Genomic DNA, 19470 nt, shown 5'->3' with positions numbered 1-19470 from the left:
GAAATTCAGATTCAACCGCATCTAATCGCCGGGAAACGTTCCGGCACAATATTTTATTCACCCAATATGACGCTGGATACCTTATGCCACAACATAATTTAGTTCAGTGCTTCAGCGCGTGCGGTGCCTGTTCGCTCCGCGGTGAGGTGGTCATCTGGGGCGCCGATGGCCCGCTTCGAATGATCAGGAGTGCTGGACCGCGGGCAAACTGCTGAGGCCGAGGCCCTGGCAGCCACTGCGTTGATCGGCAGATGCGACGGCATCAGCGGCGCCGGGTCCGCCCCAGGCGTGGCCCGGTGCCGAAGTAGTCGCGGAAGACGTAGAGGGACGGCGACCATGCGTCAGTGTCGATGTGGCCGATGGCTGGGTCGACGAGGTCTCGTCGGGCGTGGACGGTGCGAACATAGGTCTCGACGATGCGGAAGCCATCCCGGTCCGGGCCTGACGGCTCATGGATGCCTCGGACCTCTGCCTCGCAGTGGATCGCGCATTCGGCGATTCGCGGTGGACGCACCCCCGCGGAGGGCAGCGGCGTGAATCCTCCCGGGGTCCACTTGTCGTTTGTGTAGGTGAACCGGTCAGCTTTGTGCGCGGCCGGCGGGTTGCGGCCGGTGAGCGTCGCTATCGCCTCGACCTTGGCCCATTGGTCAGCGTGTGGGTAGTTGATCACGCACTGGCCGTCTCTGGCCAAGTTGGCGAGGGTTTGAGAGGTGGCCTCCCAGCCGAGCACGATGGTGCGGCCAAGCGCCCACGCCGAGGACATCGGCCCGATGTTCACCGACCCGTCGGGACTCATGGTGGTGATCAAGGCGATCGGTGTCGGATCGAGCGCGCTGTCGGTGTCGGTGTCGTGTGTCACGCGATCACCGTTGCAGCCGGACAGTTCGGTGGCCGCCGAACTGTTGAGTGGATAGCGTCGCTGGATGCCGATCTACGCCCACTCCGTACCGGATATCGCGTCTCTCGGGCGGCTATTGGGCGACGAGAGCCGGGCAGCGATGACGTTGGCGCTGATGGACGGCCGGGCTTGGACGGTGGGTGAACTCGCCCGCTATCTCGGCATCGCCAAGTCGACAGCCACAGGCCACGCACACCAGCTGGTTGACGGCGGCCTGCTGGTCGAAGTCCATCAAGGTCGGCATCGATACCTGCGGCTGACCGGCCCGGCCGTAGCCGAAGCCATCGAGGCGCTGGGAGCGCTCAGCGGCACCATGCTCCACCCACACCGGACGCTGAGTGCGGACACCCGCGACAAAGCCCTCAGGGCCGGCCGAACCTGCTACCGCCACTTGGCCGGGCGACTAGGTGTGGACCTGCTCGAAGCACTGCACGACCGCGGAGTGGTCGACAAATCCTGGGAGCTCCGGTCGCCTGGAGCCGACTGGTTCGCTCAGCTGGGCATCACAGCCGAGCCATCCCGTCGTCCACTCGTACGACCATGCTTGGACTGGACAGAACGCCGCGACCACCTCGCCGGTGTCTACGGCGACGCACTGTGTGACCACATGCTCCGCGAATCCTGGATCACGCGAAACGGGTCGACCCGCGCGGTCCGGCTCACGGAAAAGGGACGCGTCGAACTCGCCCGACTCGGTGTGGACCTGTAGCCGCTGACCGCTGCACCAACCTGCGAGCTGCCCGGCGCCAGCAGTATCGTGGCCGGCAACACCGGCCGGATGGACCCGGCACAATGCCGGGCCGCTGGTCGCCGCAACCTTGGTCGGCCTGATGAGCATCCGCGGTATCGCGATCTTGCATGCCGTTCTGGTGCAACGGGTATGGGCCGTCAACGTCGGATCGGCTCCAACCACGGGTCCGCCGATATTCAGATCTTGATGATCGAGGCCCGGCGATCCGTGAACTATCGGAAAACTCGATTGCCGCGCACACGCCCCGATCGTAAAGTTCGGGACGGGAGTCGTGCGCGGCAAATCATCGGTGGGAGTTGGAGTTTGGCAGTCCTGTTGGCCTTCGGCATGGTCGCGGACCGGAATCGCCGCGCTTGGCTGGTCGAGACCGGGGAGGAAATCGACCACGACGGGCCCGAGGGCGCGGCCGTCGTCCTGGGCGACAAGGACAGCGATCCGGCCCGCGTGGCCATTGCCTGCGCCGACCTGGCCGGGCTCATCGAGATCGGCGGCACCGTAATCGCCGGAGCCGGAATAGATCTCGGCGAAGGTTTCGTATCCGCTCGATTGGCCGGCGCCAGCGGCGATCGGCGGGACGCGGTACTGGCCGCGCTGCGGGTATTGAAGGTCGGCGGCGCGTGGCGGCTGGGGGAGCGCACGGCCACGCTGGTCGCGCTGTTCGGGGTGACCGCCACCAAACCATTGGGCGCGGCCGCCGAGCAGGCTATCGGCGAGGGGCGTTGGGCCGCGGTGGTATTGGCCTCGGCCGCGGCGGACGTGCTCGGGCCGGAGCAGCTGGTGCGGGTGCTCGAGCTGCGGGCGCCAGACGGTGTCGACCCGGTGCCCGACAGCGTGCCGTCGGGGCTGGCGGCAACTCTGCGCCGAGTGCTCGAACCATATTCGGGGCCACGGCGTGTGGACCTCGTGCTGGATCTGTGGGAGCAGGTCTGTGCGCGACAGCTGGCGGTGCTGGCGCGCGAGCGGCTGGTCGCGAGCCACGATCTGGGCGTGCTGGAGTCGCTGCGTGAACGCTACCATCGGTTCGACGAGTCACAGGTGATCGAGCTGGTGCAGGGGGCGTCCGCGGGGCCACTCACCCTGCTGACCGCCATCCGATTCCGTCCCGCCTGGCGAAATCTATGGAAGCACAGCGTCGAACGGCTGATCCAGGACGCGCTCGCGGCCACGGTCCTGCTGCGCGCCGCCGTGGCGGTGCACGAGTTCGGCGTCAGCGCGGGCATCGATCGGGTGCGCGACGAGATCTCCGTCGTCTCCGCGCAGTTCGGCAGGGCCGAGATCAAGAAGGCCCAGCGCCCGGCAGGCCAGTTGAACGCGCTGCCCGGACGTCCTATCTGCCATGTCCACGACATCGATGCGTGGCTGCGGCAGCAGCAACCGAGGAACGCGGCGTTCGAACGTTTCGTACGCGCCAGGCTGCGGACCGCGCTGGCCTACGCGGTCGTCGTTCAGGAACGGTGCCGGACGCTGTTCGGCCACGAGATTCCCAGGGACGCCCTGCCCGACAATTGGGATTCGAACTCGCTGCGCGCCTGGCGTGCGGTGGCCGGTCACACCGCGTACCGCGCACCCGAGGATTGGCATACCGAACCGCTGGTGCGCAAGCACGATCAGCCCAGTCTCGCGATCCGGCTGGCCCAGGACCCCACCGCGGTCGAGCAGGCCTCCGACCTGTTGTGGCTCGCCGACCTCGCCGATGCCGTGGCCCGGGCACGGGGACATGAGGCGGCGATGCCCCAGCACTACTACCGGGTGCCCGAGTTCGACACGAATCCGTCCGAGCCGCAGCCGGATCCGCTGACGCCGCGATCGGACTCGATACCGCTCGCGGTCGCGGGAGCGGCCCAGCTGGTCGATCTCGGCGCGACCGTCCCCGAACGGTGCCGGGACTGGGCGCGCCTGTGTGCCGGGCTGATGGGCAGCGGCGCTGTCGCGGCCGCGCTCACCAGCGAGTTCGAGGTCGCGGAGCCGGTCCTCGCGCACGATGGCGCTCTGCTGCCCGGGACCGCGCTGCGCATCCAGCTCGCCCGCACTGCCGCCCGGCTCGCCGAGTGGTCGGACTACATGGGCAATTGCATTGCGGGAGGGTGGTATCAGCGTGAGGCCGTGCGCGGTCGCAGCATCTTGCTCGCCCTTCGCGATGAGCATGATGTCATTCAGATCAATGTCGAACTGCGGCGTACCGGTCAGGGCTGGTCGGTCTGCGAAATAGCCGGACGGTTCAACCGGGAACCGGATCCTGCGCTGCGGCAGGCGGTGCGGAACTGGGCCGCCACCCTCCGCGCCGAGGAGCCGGAGGCCGACCCGGTGGAGGTGGTGACGGCCGAACCGCCTGTCCGGGTTCGGCGTTCGGCACCGGATCCGGTGCGTGAGGTCGGGCCGGTGCTGCACGAGGCGGTACGCAAGGCGCTGGTCGAGTCGGAGCCCGCGCTGCGGGTCCTCGTCGCCCTGGCCGGAGACGACGACGGCGATCCCCAAACACTGACCGCCCTGCGCCGTTCGAGTGCCGAGCGACTGACCGAAATGTGTGCGGCGTTCCTCGACAGCCGTCCCGCCGCACTGCCCGCCCTCTGGGCGGCCACCTGGGGCCGCCCCCTCGCCGCTGCGGTCGATTCCTTGGAACCGGCCCTGCTCGCCCGTTACCCGCGCCTGCGTACCATTACCGCCGATGCGCCGCTGCCGTCGAAACGATTGCGCGCCTTGGTGAAAGAGCCGGACATCGCCACCGCCCGCAGCATGGACCTCATCGCCCTGCGTGCGCGTGCCGCGATCGGTCGCCTGGCCCGCCGCGGCGACCCGGCGCTGAGCCGCGCCGTCACCGGGCACCCGACGCCGGATGTCCTCTGCCCGCTGATCCTGGCGACCACGTGCGCCTCGTCCCACCGGATCCCGGTGGTCGCGATCAGCGAGCCCCGCGCGGTCACGGTCCCAGGCTTCCCCATCACGTCGCTCTCCGATGTTTCCGGGCCCTGGCAGGCCGCCTGGCCCGCGGCCCTCGAACTCGGGATCGACGAGCCGGAACTCGGTAGCGACGGGGAGCGATTCTGGGAACACGTAGCGGGCCGTGGGCTGCTCATCCCCGCCGTCTGGCTCCCCGCCGGTGGCTGGCCCGCGCTGTGGTCCCGAGCCCACGCGACATAGTTTCGGCGACAGAGCCGGTCACCAGGGGACAGTTACCGCCGCGTCGAGCAGGCCTCCGGTCGGGCCATGGGCGGGCGGCACGGCGAGGCGAATGACGATCGCGGCGTGCTCGCACCCTGGACGCCGTTGAGGTCGGTGGCGACATAGCCGCGGCAGCGTTGTCGATCTTCAGTGGCGCTTCCCGCACGGCTCGAACCAGCCGGCACGGTCGTCGAAAGACCAACACGCCGAGATCATCCGAGCTGGCACGAACGGGACGGTTGTTCGAATGTCTTGTGCGGCACGCCGATGATCAGTCCGCCGTCGATGACGTGTGGCGCCGGTCGTGTAACCGGATTCGTTACTCGCCAGCTGTTCAGTTTTGGACGGTGATTACAACCTTGCCGTTTCTCGTTCCTGCAGTGACCGCACGGTGCGCTTGCGCAACATCGGTCAGGGTGTACGAAGTCGGGTCGACCATCGGCGTGATAAAGCCCTGATCGACAAGCTCGGCAACGGCGGTCAGTATCTCGCCGTGGTGCGCCCTGCCTTCACCGGTCAACAGTGGCAGCAGAGTGAACACCCCGGAGTAGCTGGCGCCGCGGAAACTGAGCGGTGCGAGGCTGTGAGCGCCCCAGCCCAGGATGCTCACGACGCGGCCGGTGTAACGGCGGACGGCACCGAACGAGGCGTCGAGGGTATCCCCACCCATGGTGTCGAGAACGATGTCGAATCCCGCACCACCGGTCGCGGTCCGCACGTACTGCTCGACGGTCGTGGTGGTGTAGTCGATAGGGGCCGCGCCCAGCGACCGGATCAGTTCCAGACTGCGGCCGGACCCCGTCGCGTAGACGGTCGCGCCGCGTGCGATCGCGAGTTGGACCGCGATATGCCCCACGCCGCCGGCACCGCCGTGCACCAGAACCAGGTCGCCGGCCGCGACGCCGGCACGGTCGATGAGCGCCTCCCACGCGGTGATCGCCACCAGCGGCAGCGCCGCCGCTTCGCGCATCGTCAGGCGTCGTGGCTTATGGGCAAGTAGCGCCGGGTCGGCGGCGACGTACTCCGCCAACGAGCCCGGCTCCGCACCGACGCCGCCGATCATGCCGTACACCTCGTCTCCGACGGCGAAGCCGCTCGAGCCCGGCGCGACGTCGACCACCACACCGGCGACATCGATTCCCAGGATGGCCGGTACGGATACCCGCGCGTGCGCGGCGGCGCCATCGCTGATCTTGATGTCCAGCGGATTGACCCCGCTCGCAGCGACTTTGACGAGAACGCGGTCCGGCCCAGGAATCGGCCGCGGGATCGTCCGCAGCACCGGCGGCGAGCCGAACGTCTCGAGCACTGTCGCACGCATCGTTTTCGAACTCATCGTTTTCGATACCTCCATTGATCTCTGTGTTCGCGCAGGCACCGTCAGCGCTGGGCAGTGGGCCGGACGATGATCTCGCTGACATCGACCTCCGGTGGCCGGGCGATGGCGAAGCCGATGGCCCGCGCGACGGCGGAGACGGGATGGCCGGCGCTTCGGTGGTGGTGGGGGGCCGTGGCCTCGCCGATGCCGCTGCTGAGGCTGAACGTGGTGATCTCGAGAGCATCGGTCATCTTCGGTTTCCTTTCCGCGGTGGGTGCCAGGTCGGCGGCGAGCCCGCTGTCAGCGAGATCGCCCGCCGGTCCATGCTCGCGTCGGCCGAGGCGCGCTACATCCGTCATTCGACGCTCATCGACCAGAAGTGGCCGCCGCACGCACCTGCCGGCCGGCGGGCTACTGCCCGAGCGCGACCAAGGCGTCGCGTAGGGCGGCCCGGGAGGCGATGCCCAGCTTCGGGAAGACGCGGTAGAGGTGCGTGCCCACTGTGCGTGGTGAGAGGAACAGCTGCTCGCCGATCTGCCGGTTGCTCAGGCCCGAGGCGGCCAGACGGGCGATCTGTAACTCTTGGGGTGTCAGCTCCGCATCGCGGCCGTCGATGGCCGCCCGGCGGGTCGGGCCGGTGGCTCGTAGCATTACCTCCGCCCGCTCGACCCACGGAGTCGCGGCGAGAGCGGTGAAGCATTCGCGGGCACTCAGGAGGTAAGGGCGGGCTGCCCGTAGGGCGCGCCCGCGCCTCAGGCGTTCTCCGTAAGCGAGTTCGACCCGAGCGACCGCGAACGGCCAGCGGGCCGACGACGGATCGGCCAGCAGCGCCTCGTACGGATCAGGAAAAACATTGTCGTCGCACGCCAGTGCCGTCGCGGCCTGGTGCAGGAACCGCGCGTGCGGGGACAGCTCGGGGATGCCGGCGTCCGCGGCCGCTCGGACATGCGCCCGCGCCGATTCGCTCGCACCACTGCGTACCGCGGCCTCGACGAGGTCCATGACCATCCACGGCGTGACCTGCTCATGCGGCGGGAAGGTTCCCGGTTCGCTGACCGCGGAGTACGCGTCGAGTGCTTCCCGGTAGCGGGCCTGGCTGAGCGCGGCCAGCCCATCGACGTAAGCGGTGAAGGTCCGGACCGCCAGCGCGTTTCGCGGCAGCGCCCACTGCCGCATCCGGCTGTGGGCGACAGCGAGGTAGGACATATCCGCCCGTGCCGCCGCGAGCAGCATCCGCGGTAGCAGCGCGCCCCACAGCAGCAGTGCGTACCCGTTGTCTTCGCACAGCGAGATCGCCTCATCGGCGAATGCCCGGGTCTCGTCCCAGCGTCCGCCGAAGAACGAGTCGACACCCAGCATCACCAACGCGTTGGCGGCGAGGGCGATCGTCTCCCCGGAATGGCCGGCCGCGACCACACGGTGGAGGGCATCGCGGGGTACCCGGCCGACGTACCAGCCGGCGCGGGCGAGGTCGACGATTCGCAAAGGGTTCGCCTCGTCGTCGAGATCGGCGAGCATCGCATCGAGTGACCGCAGTTCGGCCGGGGTGGAGCGCACGGGGTCGGCGAAGGTTACCGCCTGGATTCGCAACTCCTGCGACAGCAGCGGAGTGAAGCGGGCGACAGCGTCGTCGAACGCCGTCCACAACTGCGCCCGCCCACCGAATGAGCAGACGGTCGTCAACGTCTGCAGCAGGGCCTCCACGCTGCGCGGGTTCGCCTGGTCGAGCGGCGTGCTGTCGAGCGCGCCGACCAGCAGTCGGTGCGCGGTATCGATATCGCCGTCGGAGTTCAACAGGTGCGCGGCGGCGGCCGCCGCGGTCCGCAGTGTGTCGGTCACGTCCGGATGTTCGCCGCGCGCGCGGGCGAGCAGGGTGCCGGCACCGTCCAGCGCGCCGGTGACGTGCGCGCCGATGTAGGCCGCCTCGGTCAGTCGCCGGGCCCGCTCGGTGGGTCGCGTCGTCAGTTCGGCGGCGCGCAGCAGCAGTGACACCGACTGCACCGAGTCGCCGCGCGCCAGCGCGGTGTCGGCGACCCGGGCCAAATCTTCGGCGATGGCGTCATCCGGGCCGAGTGCCGCCTCGGCCAGGTGCAGCGCACGTGCCTCGGGCTGCTCCGTGAGCTGAGCGAGGCGCCGGTGCGCCGCTCGCCGTTCCGGCGGCGATGCCAGATCGACCACCGCGGCCCGCATGAGGGGGTGGGCGAACAATACACGCCGGCCGCGGCGGTCGACGGTGACGAGGCCGCTCGCCTCGGCCGGGGCGAGGTCGGGGCCGGAGGCCGCGATGACGTCCATCAGTGCGGCTCCGGTGCCGCGGTCGAGCGCTGCCAGCAGTAGCAGTCGCCTGGTCGGTATCGGGAGCGGCGAGACCCGCGCGGTGAACAGACGCCGGAGCCGGTCGGTCAGCGGCAGAGTGGCGGGCAGGAAGTCGGCTCCCGATTCCTGCTCCGAGGTGAGGACGCGGGGAAGTTCGATGAGGGCGAGCGGATTGCCACCGCCCTGCTCGATGATCCGCTCTCGCACCGACTGATGGAAGCTCGGGTGCAGCGAGTGGACCAGATCGCGGGCGGACTCCGCATCCAACGGTGGAAGGGGGAGTTCGGGTATCGCCGTACGGTCGAAGAAGCTCTCATAACCGGAACGCTGCGTCAGCAGCAGTCCGACGCGGAAGCCGGCCGAACGCCGGGCCACGAGGCTGAGGACGCCGGCGCTGGCGCGGTCGAGCCATTGCAGGTCGTCGACGACGACCAGGACGAAGGCCGAGCGTGCGAGTCGCTGCAGCAACGTCAATGTCGCGGTGGTCAGCAGGAGGCGGTCCGGCGCTGGGCCACCGTCGATGCCCAGCGCGATCTGCAGTGCTACCCGATGGGCCTCCGGCAGGTGGGCGAGCTCGGGCGAGACCGGCAACAGCAGCTGATGCAATCCGGCGTAGCTCAGTTCGGCCTCGAACTCCGCTCCAGAGGCCCGCAGGATGCGAGCGTCGAATTCGGTTGCGGCCCTGTCCAAGGCGATGTCGAGCAACGCGGTCTTGCCCATTCCCGGGTCACCGGTGACCACCAGCGCAGCGCCGTCCCGCGCGGCGCTGTCGAGGAACCGCGCGATAGCGGCCATCTCGTCGTCGCGACCTATGAGGTCCGGCGTAGCCGCGCGCTGTTCCCGGCTGTCGCGCCAACCCCTGTCCCAACCGTCTTTCGACCTCATCCTGGACATCGTGGCAGGATCCACCTGGTGGCGAAAGCCGTGGGGCCGAGCGGAAGGGCCGGCGGTCGCCGGCCCCTCCGTTCGACGTCAGGACTTCAGGAACTCCAGCAACGCCGGGTTCACGACCTCGGGATGGGTCCACGCGATGTTGTGCGGCCCGCCGGCGACCGTGACCACCTTCAGGTCCGCGATCAGCCCCGGCAGCCGCGCCGCCGTGGCGGCGTATGGCAGGATCCGGTCGGCGTCGCCGTGGATCAGCAGCACGGGGACGTCGATCTTGCCCAGATCCGCACGGAAGTCGGTGAGCCATGAGTCGACGGCGGCATAAGTGGCGAATGCCCCCGCTTGCAGCGCCATCACGAAGGCCGCCTGCCATGCCTGCTCGCTGATGCGGGTTCCGCCGAGGACGTCGACATTGAAGAAGTCGTCGAGGAACTGCTTGAAGTACGCGGGGCGATCGTCGGCGATGGCCGCCTTGATGTCCTCGAATACCGAGCCCTCGACACCCTCGGGGTTTTCATCGGTCCGGAGTAGGAAGGGCGGGACCGATGCCATCAAGACTGCCTTGGTCACGCGCTCGGAGCCGTGCCGCGCCAGGTACCGGGTGACCTCACCCGTTCCCATGGAGAAACCGACGAGTACCGCATTCCGCAGATCGAGGTGGTCCAGCAGCGCGGCGAGGTCGTCGGAGAACGTGTCGTAATCGAACCCGACCGTCGTGTGGCTCGACATGCCGAAGCCGCGGCGGTCGTAGGAGACGACCCGGTATCCGGCGCCCAGCAGCGCGCGGGCCTGCTTATCCCAGGAGCGGCCGTCGAGCGGAAAGCCGTGGATCACCACGACCGGCTGGCCTGTTCCGTGGTCCTCGAAGTAGATCTCGATGTCGTGGCCGTTCTCGTGGCCGACCGTCAATGTAGGCATGCGAACCTCCTGGGTGAACGGTGAGGCCGGCGCTCGGACGAGGCGGCCCCTCGCGGGTCCGGGCCACGACGCCTGCGGCCGCGAACATCGGATCCGCACTCCACTTTCGGCACTGTGCGAGCGCCGAACATCCGTCATATGACTGCGGTCTGGAACGTGGTCGCCAGCGTTCAATCGAGTAGCCATCGGAACACAGTCATAGACCGCGACCCGAAATGCCGGTGCTTCGCACGTTGGTCGGGCCGGTGTTCTGCGACCTCGGTCATATCGGGGCCCGTTCACGACAAGAACGCGAACCTGACAGGGCGAGTGAGCCGCCGAATCGGATGGTTCGCAACGGCAATGGCGCTGGGGTCACGACGGCGGCTGTGCGAGCCCGGAAGGCGCAAGCGGGCTGCCGTCTCGCCGACCCGGGCTTGCTCGTGGTCGACGCACACGACCCCCAGTTACTGCGGCACGCCCGACCTTCCAGCGCCGCTCACCGACCCCTCCGAGGGCATCCGCTCATGCCTGCGGGTTGCTGGCGAGGGCATGTCGGACCACATGCGTGAAGCTCATTCGTTCAGCCTTCGCGGCGGCGGGATCGTTTGTCAGGGTTGGGGTTCGAGGTCGGTGAGGGCGGCGAGGACCTCCTCGGTGGTGGCGGTGACGCCGAGGCGGGGGAAGATCCTCTCCACCGAGTGGGCGTGGGAGGCGGGGTCGCGGTCGGCGGAGGCGTCGGTGGCGACGACGACGTGGTAGCCGTGTTCGTGGGCGGCGCGGGCGGTGGACTCGACGCCGATACTGGTGGCGATGCCACCCAGGACGATGCCGGTGATGCCGCGGCGGCGGAGGTGGAGATCGAGGTCGGTGCCGTGGAAGGCGCCCCACTGGCGCTTGGTGATACGGATGTCGGTGGGCTGGGCGTCGAGGTCGTCGACGATCTCGTCCCAGCCCTGGGGTGGGGTGAAGCGGCCACCGGGCTGCATGGTGCGGCCGGGCGGCATATCACTGCCGTCCTCGGCGAAGGTGACGCGCACCAGCACGACCGGGAGACCCTTGTCGCGGAAGGCCTTGGCCAGCTCGGCTCCCCGGCACACCACCTCGTCCGCGGTGTGCGGCTGGGTGGGCGCGGTGACGATGCCGCGCTGCAGGTCGATGAGAACCAGCGCGGTCTTGGGATCCAGCAGGGCGTCGGTCACGGTGTAATCCTTTTCTGGGAGTGGGGCTTCCGGTCAGTCCTCGGTGAGCCGAGCGAGCAGTGGAATCGCTGCGATGAGCGAATCCTGTTCGCCGGGAGAGAGTTTGGTGGCGATGGCGGTGGCGAGCCAGTCTTCCTTCGCGTCGTGAGCCAGACGCAGCAGGCGCCGCCCCTCGTCGGACAGCGACATGAGCAGCTGCCGGTGATCGGTCGGATGCGGTGCGCGCGTCACCAGGCCGCGCTCCTCCAGGGCGGCGAGGGTGGTCCGCATGGACTGCGGCCGCACCCGTTCGGCTCGCGCCAGCCCGGCCACCGACATGGGTCCGTCGTGCCCGAGCCGACTGAGTGCCACGGCCTGCGAGGGCGTCATCTCGATTCCGGCTCGCGCCGACCGCAATTGCCGCAGCAGTCGGCTGGCCGCGATCCGCAGCTCACTCGCGGCGGCGGTGACCTCGGCCGTCGACCGGGCCTTCGCGTTCGCGCTCACGATTTCCAGAGTGTCATAAAGGAAGCGAAACTTGCAAGTTTGACTGTTGAATTCGGAGGGGTTCCCCAGCATCGGCGCCCACGCCGGACGCAGTGGCGAAATCTTCCCGCCGACTCGGCAGCCCTGCCCATCACGGTGTGACCGCCCGTCCGAATGCCGCCAACGCGATGGCTGATTCCCGCCGGTTATCGGTTATCGGCTGCGCCAGAGTGGGTGATGGAACAGAACAAGACAATGGAGGAGGAAGTGGTGAGCGTGTACACCATGATGACCAGCCCGGTCGGGGAACTGCTGCTGGCGGGAGAGTGGCGCGGCGGCGCGGTGGAACTGACCGCGGTGTCGATGTCCGGAAGCAAAAGCATTCTCGGGGAGGGCGATTGGATCGCCGACGCGGAGCCCTTCGCGGACGTGATCGGCCAGCTGACCGCCTATTTCGCCGGTGAGCGAGACGAATTCGATCTCCGAGTCGGCACCGCCGGAACCGACTTCCGGAGACGGGTCTGGCGGGCGCTCGACGAGATCCCCTACGGGACCACCACGACCTACGGCGAGATCGCGGCGCGGATCGGGGCACCCCGGGCCGCCGTGCGCGCGGTGGGCTCGGCCATCGGGGCGAATCCGCTGCTGATCGTGCGGCCCTGTCACCGCGTGATCGGTTCCGACGGCTCGCTCACCGGCTACGCGGGTGGCGTGGAGCGTAAGCGGCGGCTGCTGGAGCTCGAGCGGGCCGCATGATGACGGCCGCCGACCTGGGTTCGGTGTGGGCAGGCCGGGTCGCTCAGCAGGAGTGGGCGAGCCTGGTCGGCGAACTCGACGAGTACGGTCACGCCCTCACCGGGCCGCTGCTCACCGCTGCTGAATGTCATGCCCTCGCGGGGCTTTACGACCAGGACGGGCACTTCCGCTCGACCGTCGACATGGCCCGGCACCGCTTCGGCGCGGGCGAGTATCGCTATTTCACCCATGATCTGCCCGAGATCGTCGCCGAGCTGCGCGCCGTCCTCTACCCGAAACTGCTTCCCACGGCCCGTAACTGGGCCGCCCGGCTGGGGCGGCCCGGCACGTGGCCGGAACGCCTCGACGAGTGGATCGCCCAGTGTCATCGGGCGGGTCAGGTGAAAGGCTCGCAGATCCTGCTGCGTTACGGCCCGGGAGACTGGAACGCCCTGCATCGGGACCTGTTCGGGGACATGGTGTTTCCGCTCCAGGTCGTGATCGGCCTGGATGCACCGGGCGTGGACTACACCGGCGGTGAGTTCCTCATGGTCGAGCAGCGCCCACGCGCCCAATCCCGTGGCGCGGCAATGGTCTTGCCGCAGGGGCATGGTCTGATCTTCACCACCCGGGACCGGCCGGTGCGTGGCGCGCGCGGCTGGTCTGCGGCTCCCATGCGGCACGGGGTGAGCCTGGTGCGGTCCGGCCAGCGCCACGCCCTGGGCCTGGTCTTCCACGATGCCTGAGAGCGCCGGGAGAGAATATACCCTGCTCGGCGCGGACGGCCGCCGGTACCGCAGCCGGACCCCGGGCGCTCTCGGCGGGCATCGCCGCCTGAAGATCTACGGCCGCCTGGACTGCCCGGCCGCGCTGCGCGCCCTCGCCCGCGGCGGCTATATCGCCCACCGGGTGTTCTTCGCGGACGAGGACACCGCGATCGCGGCCGGGTATCGTCCGTGCGCGGTGTGCTCGCGGGCAGCCTATCGGGCGTGGCATGCCGGACTCGCCGACTGATCGAGACCGGTTGGTAGCTAATACCCTGGACCCATGCTGACCAGCCGTGGAGAACTATTGGTCCCCGCGCGCCGCAGGTGCCGCCCGGCCGCATGAACCTGGTCACCGGCGCCGATGGCGGCGCCAACTCGAGCCTGTACCGGGACCTGCGCCTGCTCACCGACCTCGCCCGCAATGGCGGACCGGTCCGGGAGGGCGGGCTCGAGTCGACCATCTTCGCCGGACCAGGCTGCTCGAGCCCGAACACCCCGCTGATCCTCGGCGTCGGATTTTCGCGGGCGAGAATTTCGGCCACACGGCCGAACTGGGCCTGCGGAATTGGTGAGACGGGAAGGTGTGACGACGGTGACGGGACAGGGATTATTGGATGAACCGCCCTGGTATCGGCCGGACCGTTGGTCGCTCGGTGACGTGGAAACCTATTCTGGGGACGTGAATGTGGAAACCATCGGTGAGTCGGGACCGCTGCCGCGTGGCCGGCACGGGTTGACCCGCGAGCAGGTGGAGGCTTCGCAGTATCGGCGCCTGTGCACCGCTGTGCTGGAGGCGGTGGGGGAGCTCGGTTTCGCGGCGACGACGGTCGCCGATATCGTGACCCGGGCGCAGGTGGCGCGCCGCACCTTCTACTCGGTTTTCGGCGGAAAGGACGAATGTTTCGCCGCCGCATACGATCTCGCTGTCGGTGCGGCACTGGAACAGCTGAAGGATACCGTCACGGGGCTCGAGGGCGTGAATTTCGCGGACCGGGTGCGGATTTCCTTCGAGATCTATCTCGGCGTCCTGTCCGTGCAACCGGCCGCGGCCCGCGCGCTGTATGTCGAAACCCTGGCGGCCGGACCGGGTTTGGTGGAACACCGGCTGCGTGTGCACGAGCGATTCGCGGACTACATCATGGCGGTCGCGCGAGTCGGCATCCGCGACGGTGATCTGGCCGCCGAACCCGATCGGCAGTTGATCGACATGCTGCTCGGCGGCATCGACGACCGGGTGCGCGCCTGCCTGCACACCAAGGGCGCGCAGGCGCTGCCGGAATTGGTGCCGCTGTTCACCCGCACGGCCATCGCCATCGCGGCCACGCCCCCCGCCTGAGGACTGTTCGTCTCCACAATGGGCCGCCGTCCCCGGCGGGCCGCACCTGTCACCTGGCACAGCACCGGTGACACGGGCCGCAGCCGGCTCCTACGGTCGCAATCGGATTCGACACGCTGGGGCGTATTCGCGTGGACGCGGTGGGAGGTTTCATGAGGCCGACCATCCGCACCTCGGCAGCGCCGTATTCGCCCGCGCCGCCGCCTTCGCCGCATATCCAGCCGACGTTCGGGGGCTTCGCCGTCGAGAAAACCAACAGCCGCGGAGGTCGGGGCCGTGTTCCCCGGCCTCGATTCGCTTTCGAAAGGACGACGATGACCATCGACGATGCGGTCGAAACAAGCAGCGTCACAGAGGAATTCGATCGGCCACGCGGACATCCGCTCCTGCCCGGAGAGGATCCGTTCTACCATGCGACCATCGACCCGGGATCGGTGCCGCCGGGCACGATCCTGCGATCGCGGCCGGTGCGGCTCGGCCTGTTCGGGCGCATTCCGCAGCGCGTCCGGGCGTGGCAATTGCTGTATCGCAGTACCGATCTCAACGGCAGGCCGGAGGTGACGGTCACCACGGTCCTGCTGCCGTGGGACGCGGCCCCGTCCGCGGACCGGCCGTTGGTGTCGTTCCAGTGCGCCATCGACGCCGTCGCGTCGAAGTGCTTCCCCTCGTATGCTTTGCAGCACGGTGCCCGCGCGCTCGGTGCCATCCCGCAGGTGGAATTCCCACTCATCGCCGCCGCCTTGGCGCGCGGCTGGGCGGTCTCGGTGCCCGATCACGAGGGCCAGGGCGGTCACTTCGGCGCGGCTCGCGAGCCCGGCCACCGCGCCCTCGACGGCCTGCGCGCGGCCCTCCGGTTCGCACCGCTGGGTCTGCACCCGCGCACCCGAATCGGCCTGTGGGGCTACTCCGGTGGTGGGCTGGCCACGGTGTGGGCCGCGGAGCTGGCGGCCAACTACGCCCCCGAACTCGATATCGCCGGCGCGGTCGCGGGCTCGCCCGTGGGCGATCCGGCCGCCGCCTGCGTGCGCCTGAACGGTTCACCCTTCGCGGGTTTCGCCATGGTGTTCACCTCCGGGCTGCGGCGTGCCTATCCGGAGTTGAACGACTGTGTGCGCGACCTGGTGTCCGCGGAGTATCTCGACCTGCTCGACCGCGCCGAATCGATCGCCACATTTCCGCTGCTGGCCCGCTTCGCCGGGCGAAATGCCAACCGGCACATCAGAGGTGGCCTCGGGGCCCTGCTGACCCGTCCCGAGATGCGGGCGGTGCTCGACGACATCCAGCCGGGCGCGCAGGCCCCCGCCATGCCGCTGTTCATCGTCCAGGGCGTCAATGACGAGGTGATCGCCGTGGCCGATGTCGATGCGCACGTGCAGCGCTATCACGCCCGCGGAGCCCACGTCCGCTATCTGCGCGACCGGCTCAGCACGCACCTGCCGTTGCAGTTCATCTCCATTCCGGTGATGGTGGACTGGCTGGCCGACCGCCTCGCCGACCGCCCATTGCCCCCGGCGGAGGTCCGCACGGTGTGGTCGGTGGCCGCGTCACGGCGCGCCCTGTCCGAGCACGGTCACTTCGCCAAACTTGTGGCGACGATGGTTTCCGGCCGTCCGATCCGCACCCGGTCGGACTTCCGATAACTCCGCGCCACCAGCGCGGACCGTAGATACCACAATCCGGACGGCTGCGCCGGATCGAATCCGGTGAGCTGTCCGATCCGTTTGAGCCGATTGTCGATCGTATTGGTGTGCACACCCAACAAGCGCGCCGTATGTCGTCGGCTCAGGTCGTTGCCGATATGGCGGCGCAAAGTTTCCAACAGTTCCGGGTGAGCGTCCAACGGATCCAGCAGGGTGCCGAGGTATTCGCGGGCCGGGCCCGGACGGGTCAGCTGGTATTCCATGGCCAGGTCGTCGAAGCGGTGCAGGCCCGGTGCGCACTCGAGGCGATGCACCATGTCCAGCAGTTCGTGCGCCTGCTCGGCAGCATCCGGAATGCGTTGCGTCTCGGCGTGGATCACCGTGGCGGTCACCAGAACCTGTGCGGCCGTGGACAATCCGTCGACCAGATCGTCCAGGTCGGTGTCCGTCAGCTTGGTCGCGGGCAGCAGCACTGTCCCGCCGTCGGCGCCGAGCAGCGACAGCGCGTGCCCCGCGCAGCGGCGGGCCAGCTCGGACTGGACGCGCCGCAGCTTGCGCCGGGCCACCACCTCGCCGTCCACCCGGGGATCCTTTTCGCCGGGATGCGGTGGAATGCTCAGGGCCAGTACGTAATAGGACTCGTCGATCTCGAGGCCCCCGGCGCGGGCCATGGTCGAGGTGGGATGCCCGGCCAGCAGTGCCGAGGCCACGGTGTGGACTGCCGTGTGGTGCTCGGCCACCACCGCGCGGTGTTCGCGCACATAGGCCACCGCGAAGGCCGAATCCACGATCGTCAGCACCTCGAACAGGCGCCGCGCGGTGACCGCGAGCCGGGCGTAGTCCTCGGGGCCGGTGGCGTCCACGATGAGATCGAAGCCCAGGGCGAATCCGTCGTGCACGGCGCGGTGAATGGTCCCGATGGGAATGCCCTCGCGCGCCCAGTCCGCGCCCGCGCGTTGCAGCCGTTCGATCTTGGCGCTCACATCACGGCCCTCCAGGACCCCGGCAGCGAGCTCCAGGCAGGTGCGGGTGACGGCGGTGACCTCGCCGCGCAGCGCGTCACCGGGGAGGGTGCCGCAGCGGGCCACGTGTTCGGCGAAGTGTGCGACCAGGGCGGCGGACAGGGCGCGCGTATCGCGCAGCGGTCCGGAAATCGGTGCGGCCGTGAGGGGTTGCGTTGCCTTGATCATGCGCGAATCCTCCACCGCTCTCTGGGAACGTCAGCGTTCCTACTGGACCGTGACTGTATCGTGGGTCATCTTGTGCGGCAATATGCTTGACCGCCGCCGCCGAGCTCGCCGAGGGTGGGGAGTAGCGATCGGCTCGCCTCACGGCCGGGCGAGCCGCGGCGGAGGCGCTGAAACCACAGGGTGGCCGCACATCCGGCCGCTTCGGGCTCACCCCGCGTGAGTTGGACGTGCTTCGTCTGGTCGCCAAGGGCATGAGCAACCGGGGCCTGGCGGCCGAGTTGTTCATCAGCGCCAACACCGCCGGCGTGCACGTCTAGCGCATCCTCGCCAAGCTGGGTGTGGCCGGCCGGACCGAGGCCGCGGCGTTCGCACGCGACCACGATCTGCTGCCTGTCGCCGGTGAAAACGACTGAGGCTCAGGGCAATCGGGCAGGCAGACCGAAGATTCGGAAGATCTCCTCGACCTGATACGCGATCAGTTTGGTGATGAGCCCGCCGTTGACGGTGAAGACCTGCAAGGTGTGCAGCGCGTAACCGTCCTCGCCATCGCGGACATAGGCCGCCAGCGCGGGCTGGCCGTTCGCCCCGACCGGCACCAACCGCCAATCGGTGCCGTTGGCATCGAAGACGCGGGCCATGAACCCGACGTAGTCCGCGCGCCCGAGGAACCAATTGAGCATGGGCGGCATCTCCATGATCACGTCGTCGGACAGCAGCTTCGCGAGGGCCACCAGATCGGCGTTGCGGAAGGCCGTGACATAGCTGTCCACGATGGTCCGTTGCGCGGTGCTCTCGAAGACCTCGTCCTCGCGGACACCGCTCTGGCTCAGTGTCTTCCGGGCCCGCTGCAATGCGCTGTTGACTGCGGCCGGAGTCATCTCCAGCGCCTGCGCCACCTCGGTCGCGGGCCAGTCCAGCACCTCACGCAGCACCAGCACCGCCCGCTGCCGGGCGGGTAGCTGCTGCATGGCCGCCACCAGCGCCAGCCGCAGACTGCCCTGCGCCACCGCGGCTTCCGACGGATCGCCGAGCAGCGAATCCGGAATCGGTTGCAGCCAAGGGATTTCCCCGCCGTGTACCAACGCCCCGCGCGGGTCGTCGTCCGGCTCGTGGCCCAGCCCGGAGGGCATCGGACGCCGAGCCCGCTGTTCGAGCGCGGTCAGGCAGGCATTGGTGGCGATCCGATACAGCCAGGTCCGCATCCCGGCCCGATTCTCGTCGTAGCGGTCGCGTGCCCGCCAGGCCCGCAGGTAGGTCTCCTGTACCAGATCCTCGGCGTCCTGCACCGACCCGAGCATGCGATAGCAATGCGCGAGCAATTCCCGTCGATAGCGGTCGGTGTCCGCCGCGAAGTCCGCGTCCTCCATGCCCTCACTCCTCGAATCAAGGCCCTGCCGCACTTTCTACACCGCGGGCGATGAATCCGGCACGGCCCGCCGGTAGGTACTCGTGAGCCGCTCACCGCGGCCGCGATCCGAGGAGGAACGATGACCGATACCGCCGTACAGTCCGACCGCGAGGCCGTCCTCGACGTCCTGAACAACCTCTACCGCGCCTGGTCCGCCAACGATGCCGACGCCTTCATCGCCGACTACGACCCCGACGCCACCTCCATCGTGCGCGGCGTGGTCAATATCGGCCGTGAGGCGGTCCGCGCCTCTATGGCGGCCGGCTTCGCGGGCCCGTTGCGCGATTCGCACGCCGTCGACGAACCACAGCTCGTCCGCTTCCCGACCACCGACACCGCCGTCGTGGTCAGTCGCGGCGCGGTCGTGATGGCGGGCGAGACCGAGCCCCCGGCCGACGGCTGGGTGATCGCCACCTGGACGCTGATCCGGCGCGACGGCCGCTGGCTGCTCACCGCCTACCACAACTGCTCGGCGTAGTTGTGCGGACCTCCGGCGAAAC

At 68.9% G+C, this 19470-nt stretch carries 19 protein-coding genes; 10 read left to right on the top strand and 9 right to left on the bottom strand.

Features of this window, described 5'->3' with window-relative positions:
* Positions 1-262: 262 nt before the first annotated feature.
* Positions 263-859, bottom strand: coding sequence for a flavin reductase family protein (locus tag GLP40_RS24010; protein WP_328290583.1), 597 nt, complete (start codon positions 857-859; stop codon positions 263-265).
* 64 nt (positions 860-923) lie between these two features.
* Here GLP40_RS24010 and GLP40_RS24005 point away from each other — a divergent pair, with 64 nt between their 5' ends.
* Together GLP40_RS24005 and GLP40_RS24000 are read left to right on the top strand one after the other, a co-directional pair.
* Positions 924-1607, top strand: a complete 684-nt coding sequence (locus GLP40_RS24005; RefSeq protein WP_154790239.1) for an ArsR/SmtB family transcription factor — start codon at positions 924-926, stop codon at positions 1605-1607.
* Positions 1608-1952: 345 nt separating this feature from the next.
* Positions 1953-4787: a hypothetical protein gene (locus tag GLP40_RS24000; protein WP_154790238.1), complete on the top strand. Its 2835-nt coding sequence runs from the start codon at positions 1953-1955 to the stop codon at positions 4785-4787.
* Between the two features lie 355 nt (positions 4788-5142).
* On the opposite strand, the gene GLP40_RS23995 is transcribed toward GLP40_RS24000, so the two are convergent.
* From GLP40_RS23995 to GLP40_RS34060, 6 genes are all read right to left on the bottom strand, one after another.
* The gene (locus GLP40_RS23995; RefSeq protein ID WP_230329863.1) at positions 5143-6162 is read right to left on the bottom strand and encodes a zinc-dependent alcohol dehydrogenase family protein; all 1020 of its coding nucleotides are present in this window, start codon (positions 6160-6162) and stop codon (positions 5143-5145) included.
* A gap of 26 nt (positions 6163-6188) precedes the next feature.
* On the bottom strand, positions 6189-6377 hold the full coding sequence (locus GLP40_RS33340; RefSeq protein ID WP_196054772.1) for a hypothetical protein: 189 nt from the start codon (positions 6375-6377) through the stop codon (positions 6189-6191).
* 160 nt (positions 6378-6537) lie between these two features.
* On the bottom strand, positions 6538-9327 hold the full coding sequence (locus GLP40_RS23985; RefSeq protein WP_196054767.1) for a helix-turn-helix transcriptional regulator: 2790 nt from the start codon (positions 9325-9327) through the stop codon (positions 6538-6540).
* Positions 9328-9414: 87 nt separating this feature from the next.
* Positions 9415-10248: an alpha/beta fold hydrolase gene (locus GLP40_RS23980; RefSeq protein WP_154790235.1), complete on the bottom strand. Its 834-nt coding sequence runs from the start codon at positions 10246-10248 to the stop codon at positions 9415-9417.
* 590 nt (positions 10249-10838) lie between these two features.
* Complete coding sequence (locus tag GLP40_RS23975; RefSeq protein WP_328290582.1) at positions 10839-11429, bottom strand: hydrolase; 591 nt, start codon at positions 11427-11429, stop codon at positions 10839-10841.
* A 33-nt stretch (positions 11430-11462) separates the two neighbouring features.
* A complete protein-coding gene (locus tag GLP40_RS34060) occupies positions 11463-11915 on the bottom strand; it encodes a MarR family winged helix-turn-helix transcriptional regulator (RefSeq protein ID WP_328290581.1) in 453 nt (150 codons plus the stop codon).
* A gap of 264 nt (positions 11916-12179) precedes the next feature.
* Between GLP40_RS34060 and GLP40_RS23965 the strand changes: the two genes are divergently transcribed.
* From GLP40_RS23965 to GLP40_RS23940, 6 genes are all read left to right on the top strand, one after another.
* The gene (locus GLP40_RS23965) at positions 12180-12650 is read left to right on the top strand and encodes a methylated-DNA--[protein]-cysteine S-methyltransferase (RefSeq protein ID WP_230329886.1); all 471 of its coding nucleotides are present in this window, start codon (positions 12180-12182) and stop codon (positions 12648-12650) included.
* Positions 12650-13375: a 2OG-Fe(II) oxygenase gene (locus GLP40_RS23960; RefSeq protein WP_154790314.1), complete on the top strand. Its 726-nt coding sequence runs from the start codon at positions 12650-12652 to the stop codon at positions 13373-13375. Before GLP40_RS23965 ends, GLP40_RS23960 begins: the two co-directional genes overlap by 1 nt.
* Positions 13368-13643, top strand: a complete 276-nt coding sequence (locus GLP40_RS23955; RefSeq protein WP_154790232.1) for an Ada metal-binding domain-containing protein — start codon at positions 13368-13370, stop codon at positions 13641-13643. The genes GLP40_RS23960 and GLP40_RS23955 overlap by 8 nt, the downstream gene beginning before the upstream one ends.
* A gap of 92 nt (positions 13644-13735) precedes the next feature.
* Complete coding sequence (locus GLP40_RS23950) at positions 13736-14014, top strand: hypothetical protein (RefSeq protein WP_154790231.1); 279 nt, start codon at positions 13736-13738, stop codon at positions 14012-14014.
* 61 nt (positions 14015-14075) lie between these two features.
* Positions 14076-14732, top strand: a complete 657-nt coding sequence (locus GLP40_RS23945; RefSeq protein ID WP_328290580.1) for a TetR/AcrR family transcriptional regulator — start codon at positions 14076-14078, stop codon at positions 14730-14732.
* Positions 14733-15046: 314 nt separating this feature from the next.
* Positions 15047-16372 (top strand): lipase family protein, encoded by a 1326-nt coding sequence (locus GLP40_RS23940; RefSeq protein ID WP_154790230.1) that lies wholly within the window; start codon positions 15047-15049, stop codon positions 16370-16372.
* Here GLP40_RS23940 and GLP40_RS23935 read toward each other — a convergent pair.
* Positions 16303-17562 (bottom strand): PucR family transcriptional regulator, encoded by a 1260-nt coding sequence (locus GLP40_RS23935; RefSeq protein ID WP_154790229.1) that lies wholly within the window; start codon positions 17560-17562, stop codon positions 16303-16305. The two genes, GLP40_RS23940 and GLP40_RS23935, sit on opposite strands and share 70 nt — an antisense overlap.
* Before the next feature lie 167 nt (positions 17563-17729).
* Between GLP40_RS23935 and GLP40_RS34565 the strand changes: the two genes are divergently transcribed.
* On the top strand, positions 17730-17879 hold the full coding sequence (locus GLP40_RS34565) for a response regulator transcription factor (protein ID WP_154790228.1): 150 nt from the start codon (positions 17730-17732) through the stop codon (positions 17877-17879).
* A gap of 99 nt (positions 17880-17978) precedes the next feature.
* On the opposite strand, the gene GLP40_RS23925 is transcribed toward GLP40_RS34565, so the two are convergent.
* Positions 17979-18929, bottom strand: a complete 951-nt coding sequence (locus GLP40_RS23925) for a sigma-70 family RNA polymerase sigma factor (protein ID WP_154790227.1) — start codon at positions 18927-18929, stop codon at positions 17979-17981.
* Between the two features lie 120 nt (positions 18930-19049).
* On the opposite strand from GLP40_RS23925, the gene GLP40_RS23920 reads away from it, so the two are divergent.
* Positions 19050-19448, top strand: a complete 399-nt coding sequence (locus GLP40_RS23920) for an SgcJ/EcaC family oxidoreductase (protein WP_154790226.1) — start codon at positions 19050-19052, stop codon at positions 19446-19448.
* Positions 19449-19470: the final 22 nt, after the last annotated feature.

The sequence above is a fragment of the Nocardia aurantiaca genome, from assembly GCF_009708175.1.
Lineage (GTDB): Bacteria > Actinomycetota > Actinomycetes > Mycobacteriales > Mycobacteriaceae > Nocardia > Nocardia aurantiaca.
Note: the sequence above shows the minus strand (reverse complement) of the source record. Positions and strands in the feature narration are given on the sequence as shown.

Excerpts from the sequence above, each read along its gene's own strand:
- GLP40_RS23985 (WP_196054767.1), bottom strand. The coding sequence starts at position 9,327 with ATGAGGTCGAAAGACGGTTGGGACAGGGGTTGGCGCGACAGCCGGGAA.
- GLP40_RS23995 (WP_230329863.1), bottom strand. The coding sequence starts at position 6,162 with ATGGAGGTATCGAAAACGATGAGTTCGAAAACGATGCGTGCGACAGTG.
- GLP40_RS23965 (WP_230329886.1), top strand. The coding sequence starts at position 12,180 with ATGATGACCAGCCCGGTCGGGGAACTGCTGCTGGCGGGAGAGTGGCGC.
- GLP40_RS23925 (WP_154790227.1), bottom strand. The coding sequence starts at position 18,929 with ATGGAGGACGCGGACTTCGCGGCGGACACCGACCGCTATCGACGGGAA.
- GLP40_RS23980 (WP_154790235.1), bottom strand. The coding sequence starts at position 10,248 with ATGCCTACATTGACGGTCGGCCACGAGAACGGCCACGACATCGAGATC.
- GLP40_RS23950 (WP_154790231.1), top strand. The coding sequence starts at position 13,736 with ATGAACCTGGTCACCGGCGCCGATGGCGGCGCCAACTCGAGCCTGTAC.
- GLP40_RS23940 (WP_154790230.1), top strand. The coding sequence starts at position 15,047 with ATGACCATCGACGATGCGGTCGAAACAAGCAGCGTCACAGAGGAATTC.
- GLP40_RS23955 (WP_154790232.1), top strand. The coding sequence starts at position 13,368 with ATGCCTGAGAGCGCCGGGAGAGAATATACCCTGCTCGGCGCGGACGGC.
- GLP40_RS33340 (WP_196054772.1), bottom strand. The coding sequence starts at position 6,377 with ATGACCGATGCTCTCGAGATCACCACGTTCAGCCTCAGCAGCGGCATC.
- GLP40_RS23920 (WP_154790226.1), top strand. The coding sequence starts at position 19,050 with ATGACCGATACCGCCGTACAGTCCGACCGCGAGGCCGTCCTCGACGTC.
- GLP40_RS23960 (WP_154790314.1), top strand. The coding sequence starts at position 12,650 with ATGACGGCCGCCGACCTGGGTTCGGTGTGGGCAGGCCGGGTCGCTCAG.
- GLP40_RS24005 (WP_154790239.1), top strand. The coding sequence starts at position 924 with ATGCCGATCTACGCCCACTCCGTACCGGATATCGCGTCTCTCGGGCGG.
- GLP40_RS23935 (WP_154790229.1), bottom strand. The coding sequence starts at position 17,562 with ATGATCAAGGCAACGCAACCCCTCACGGCCGCACCGATTTCCGGACCG.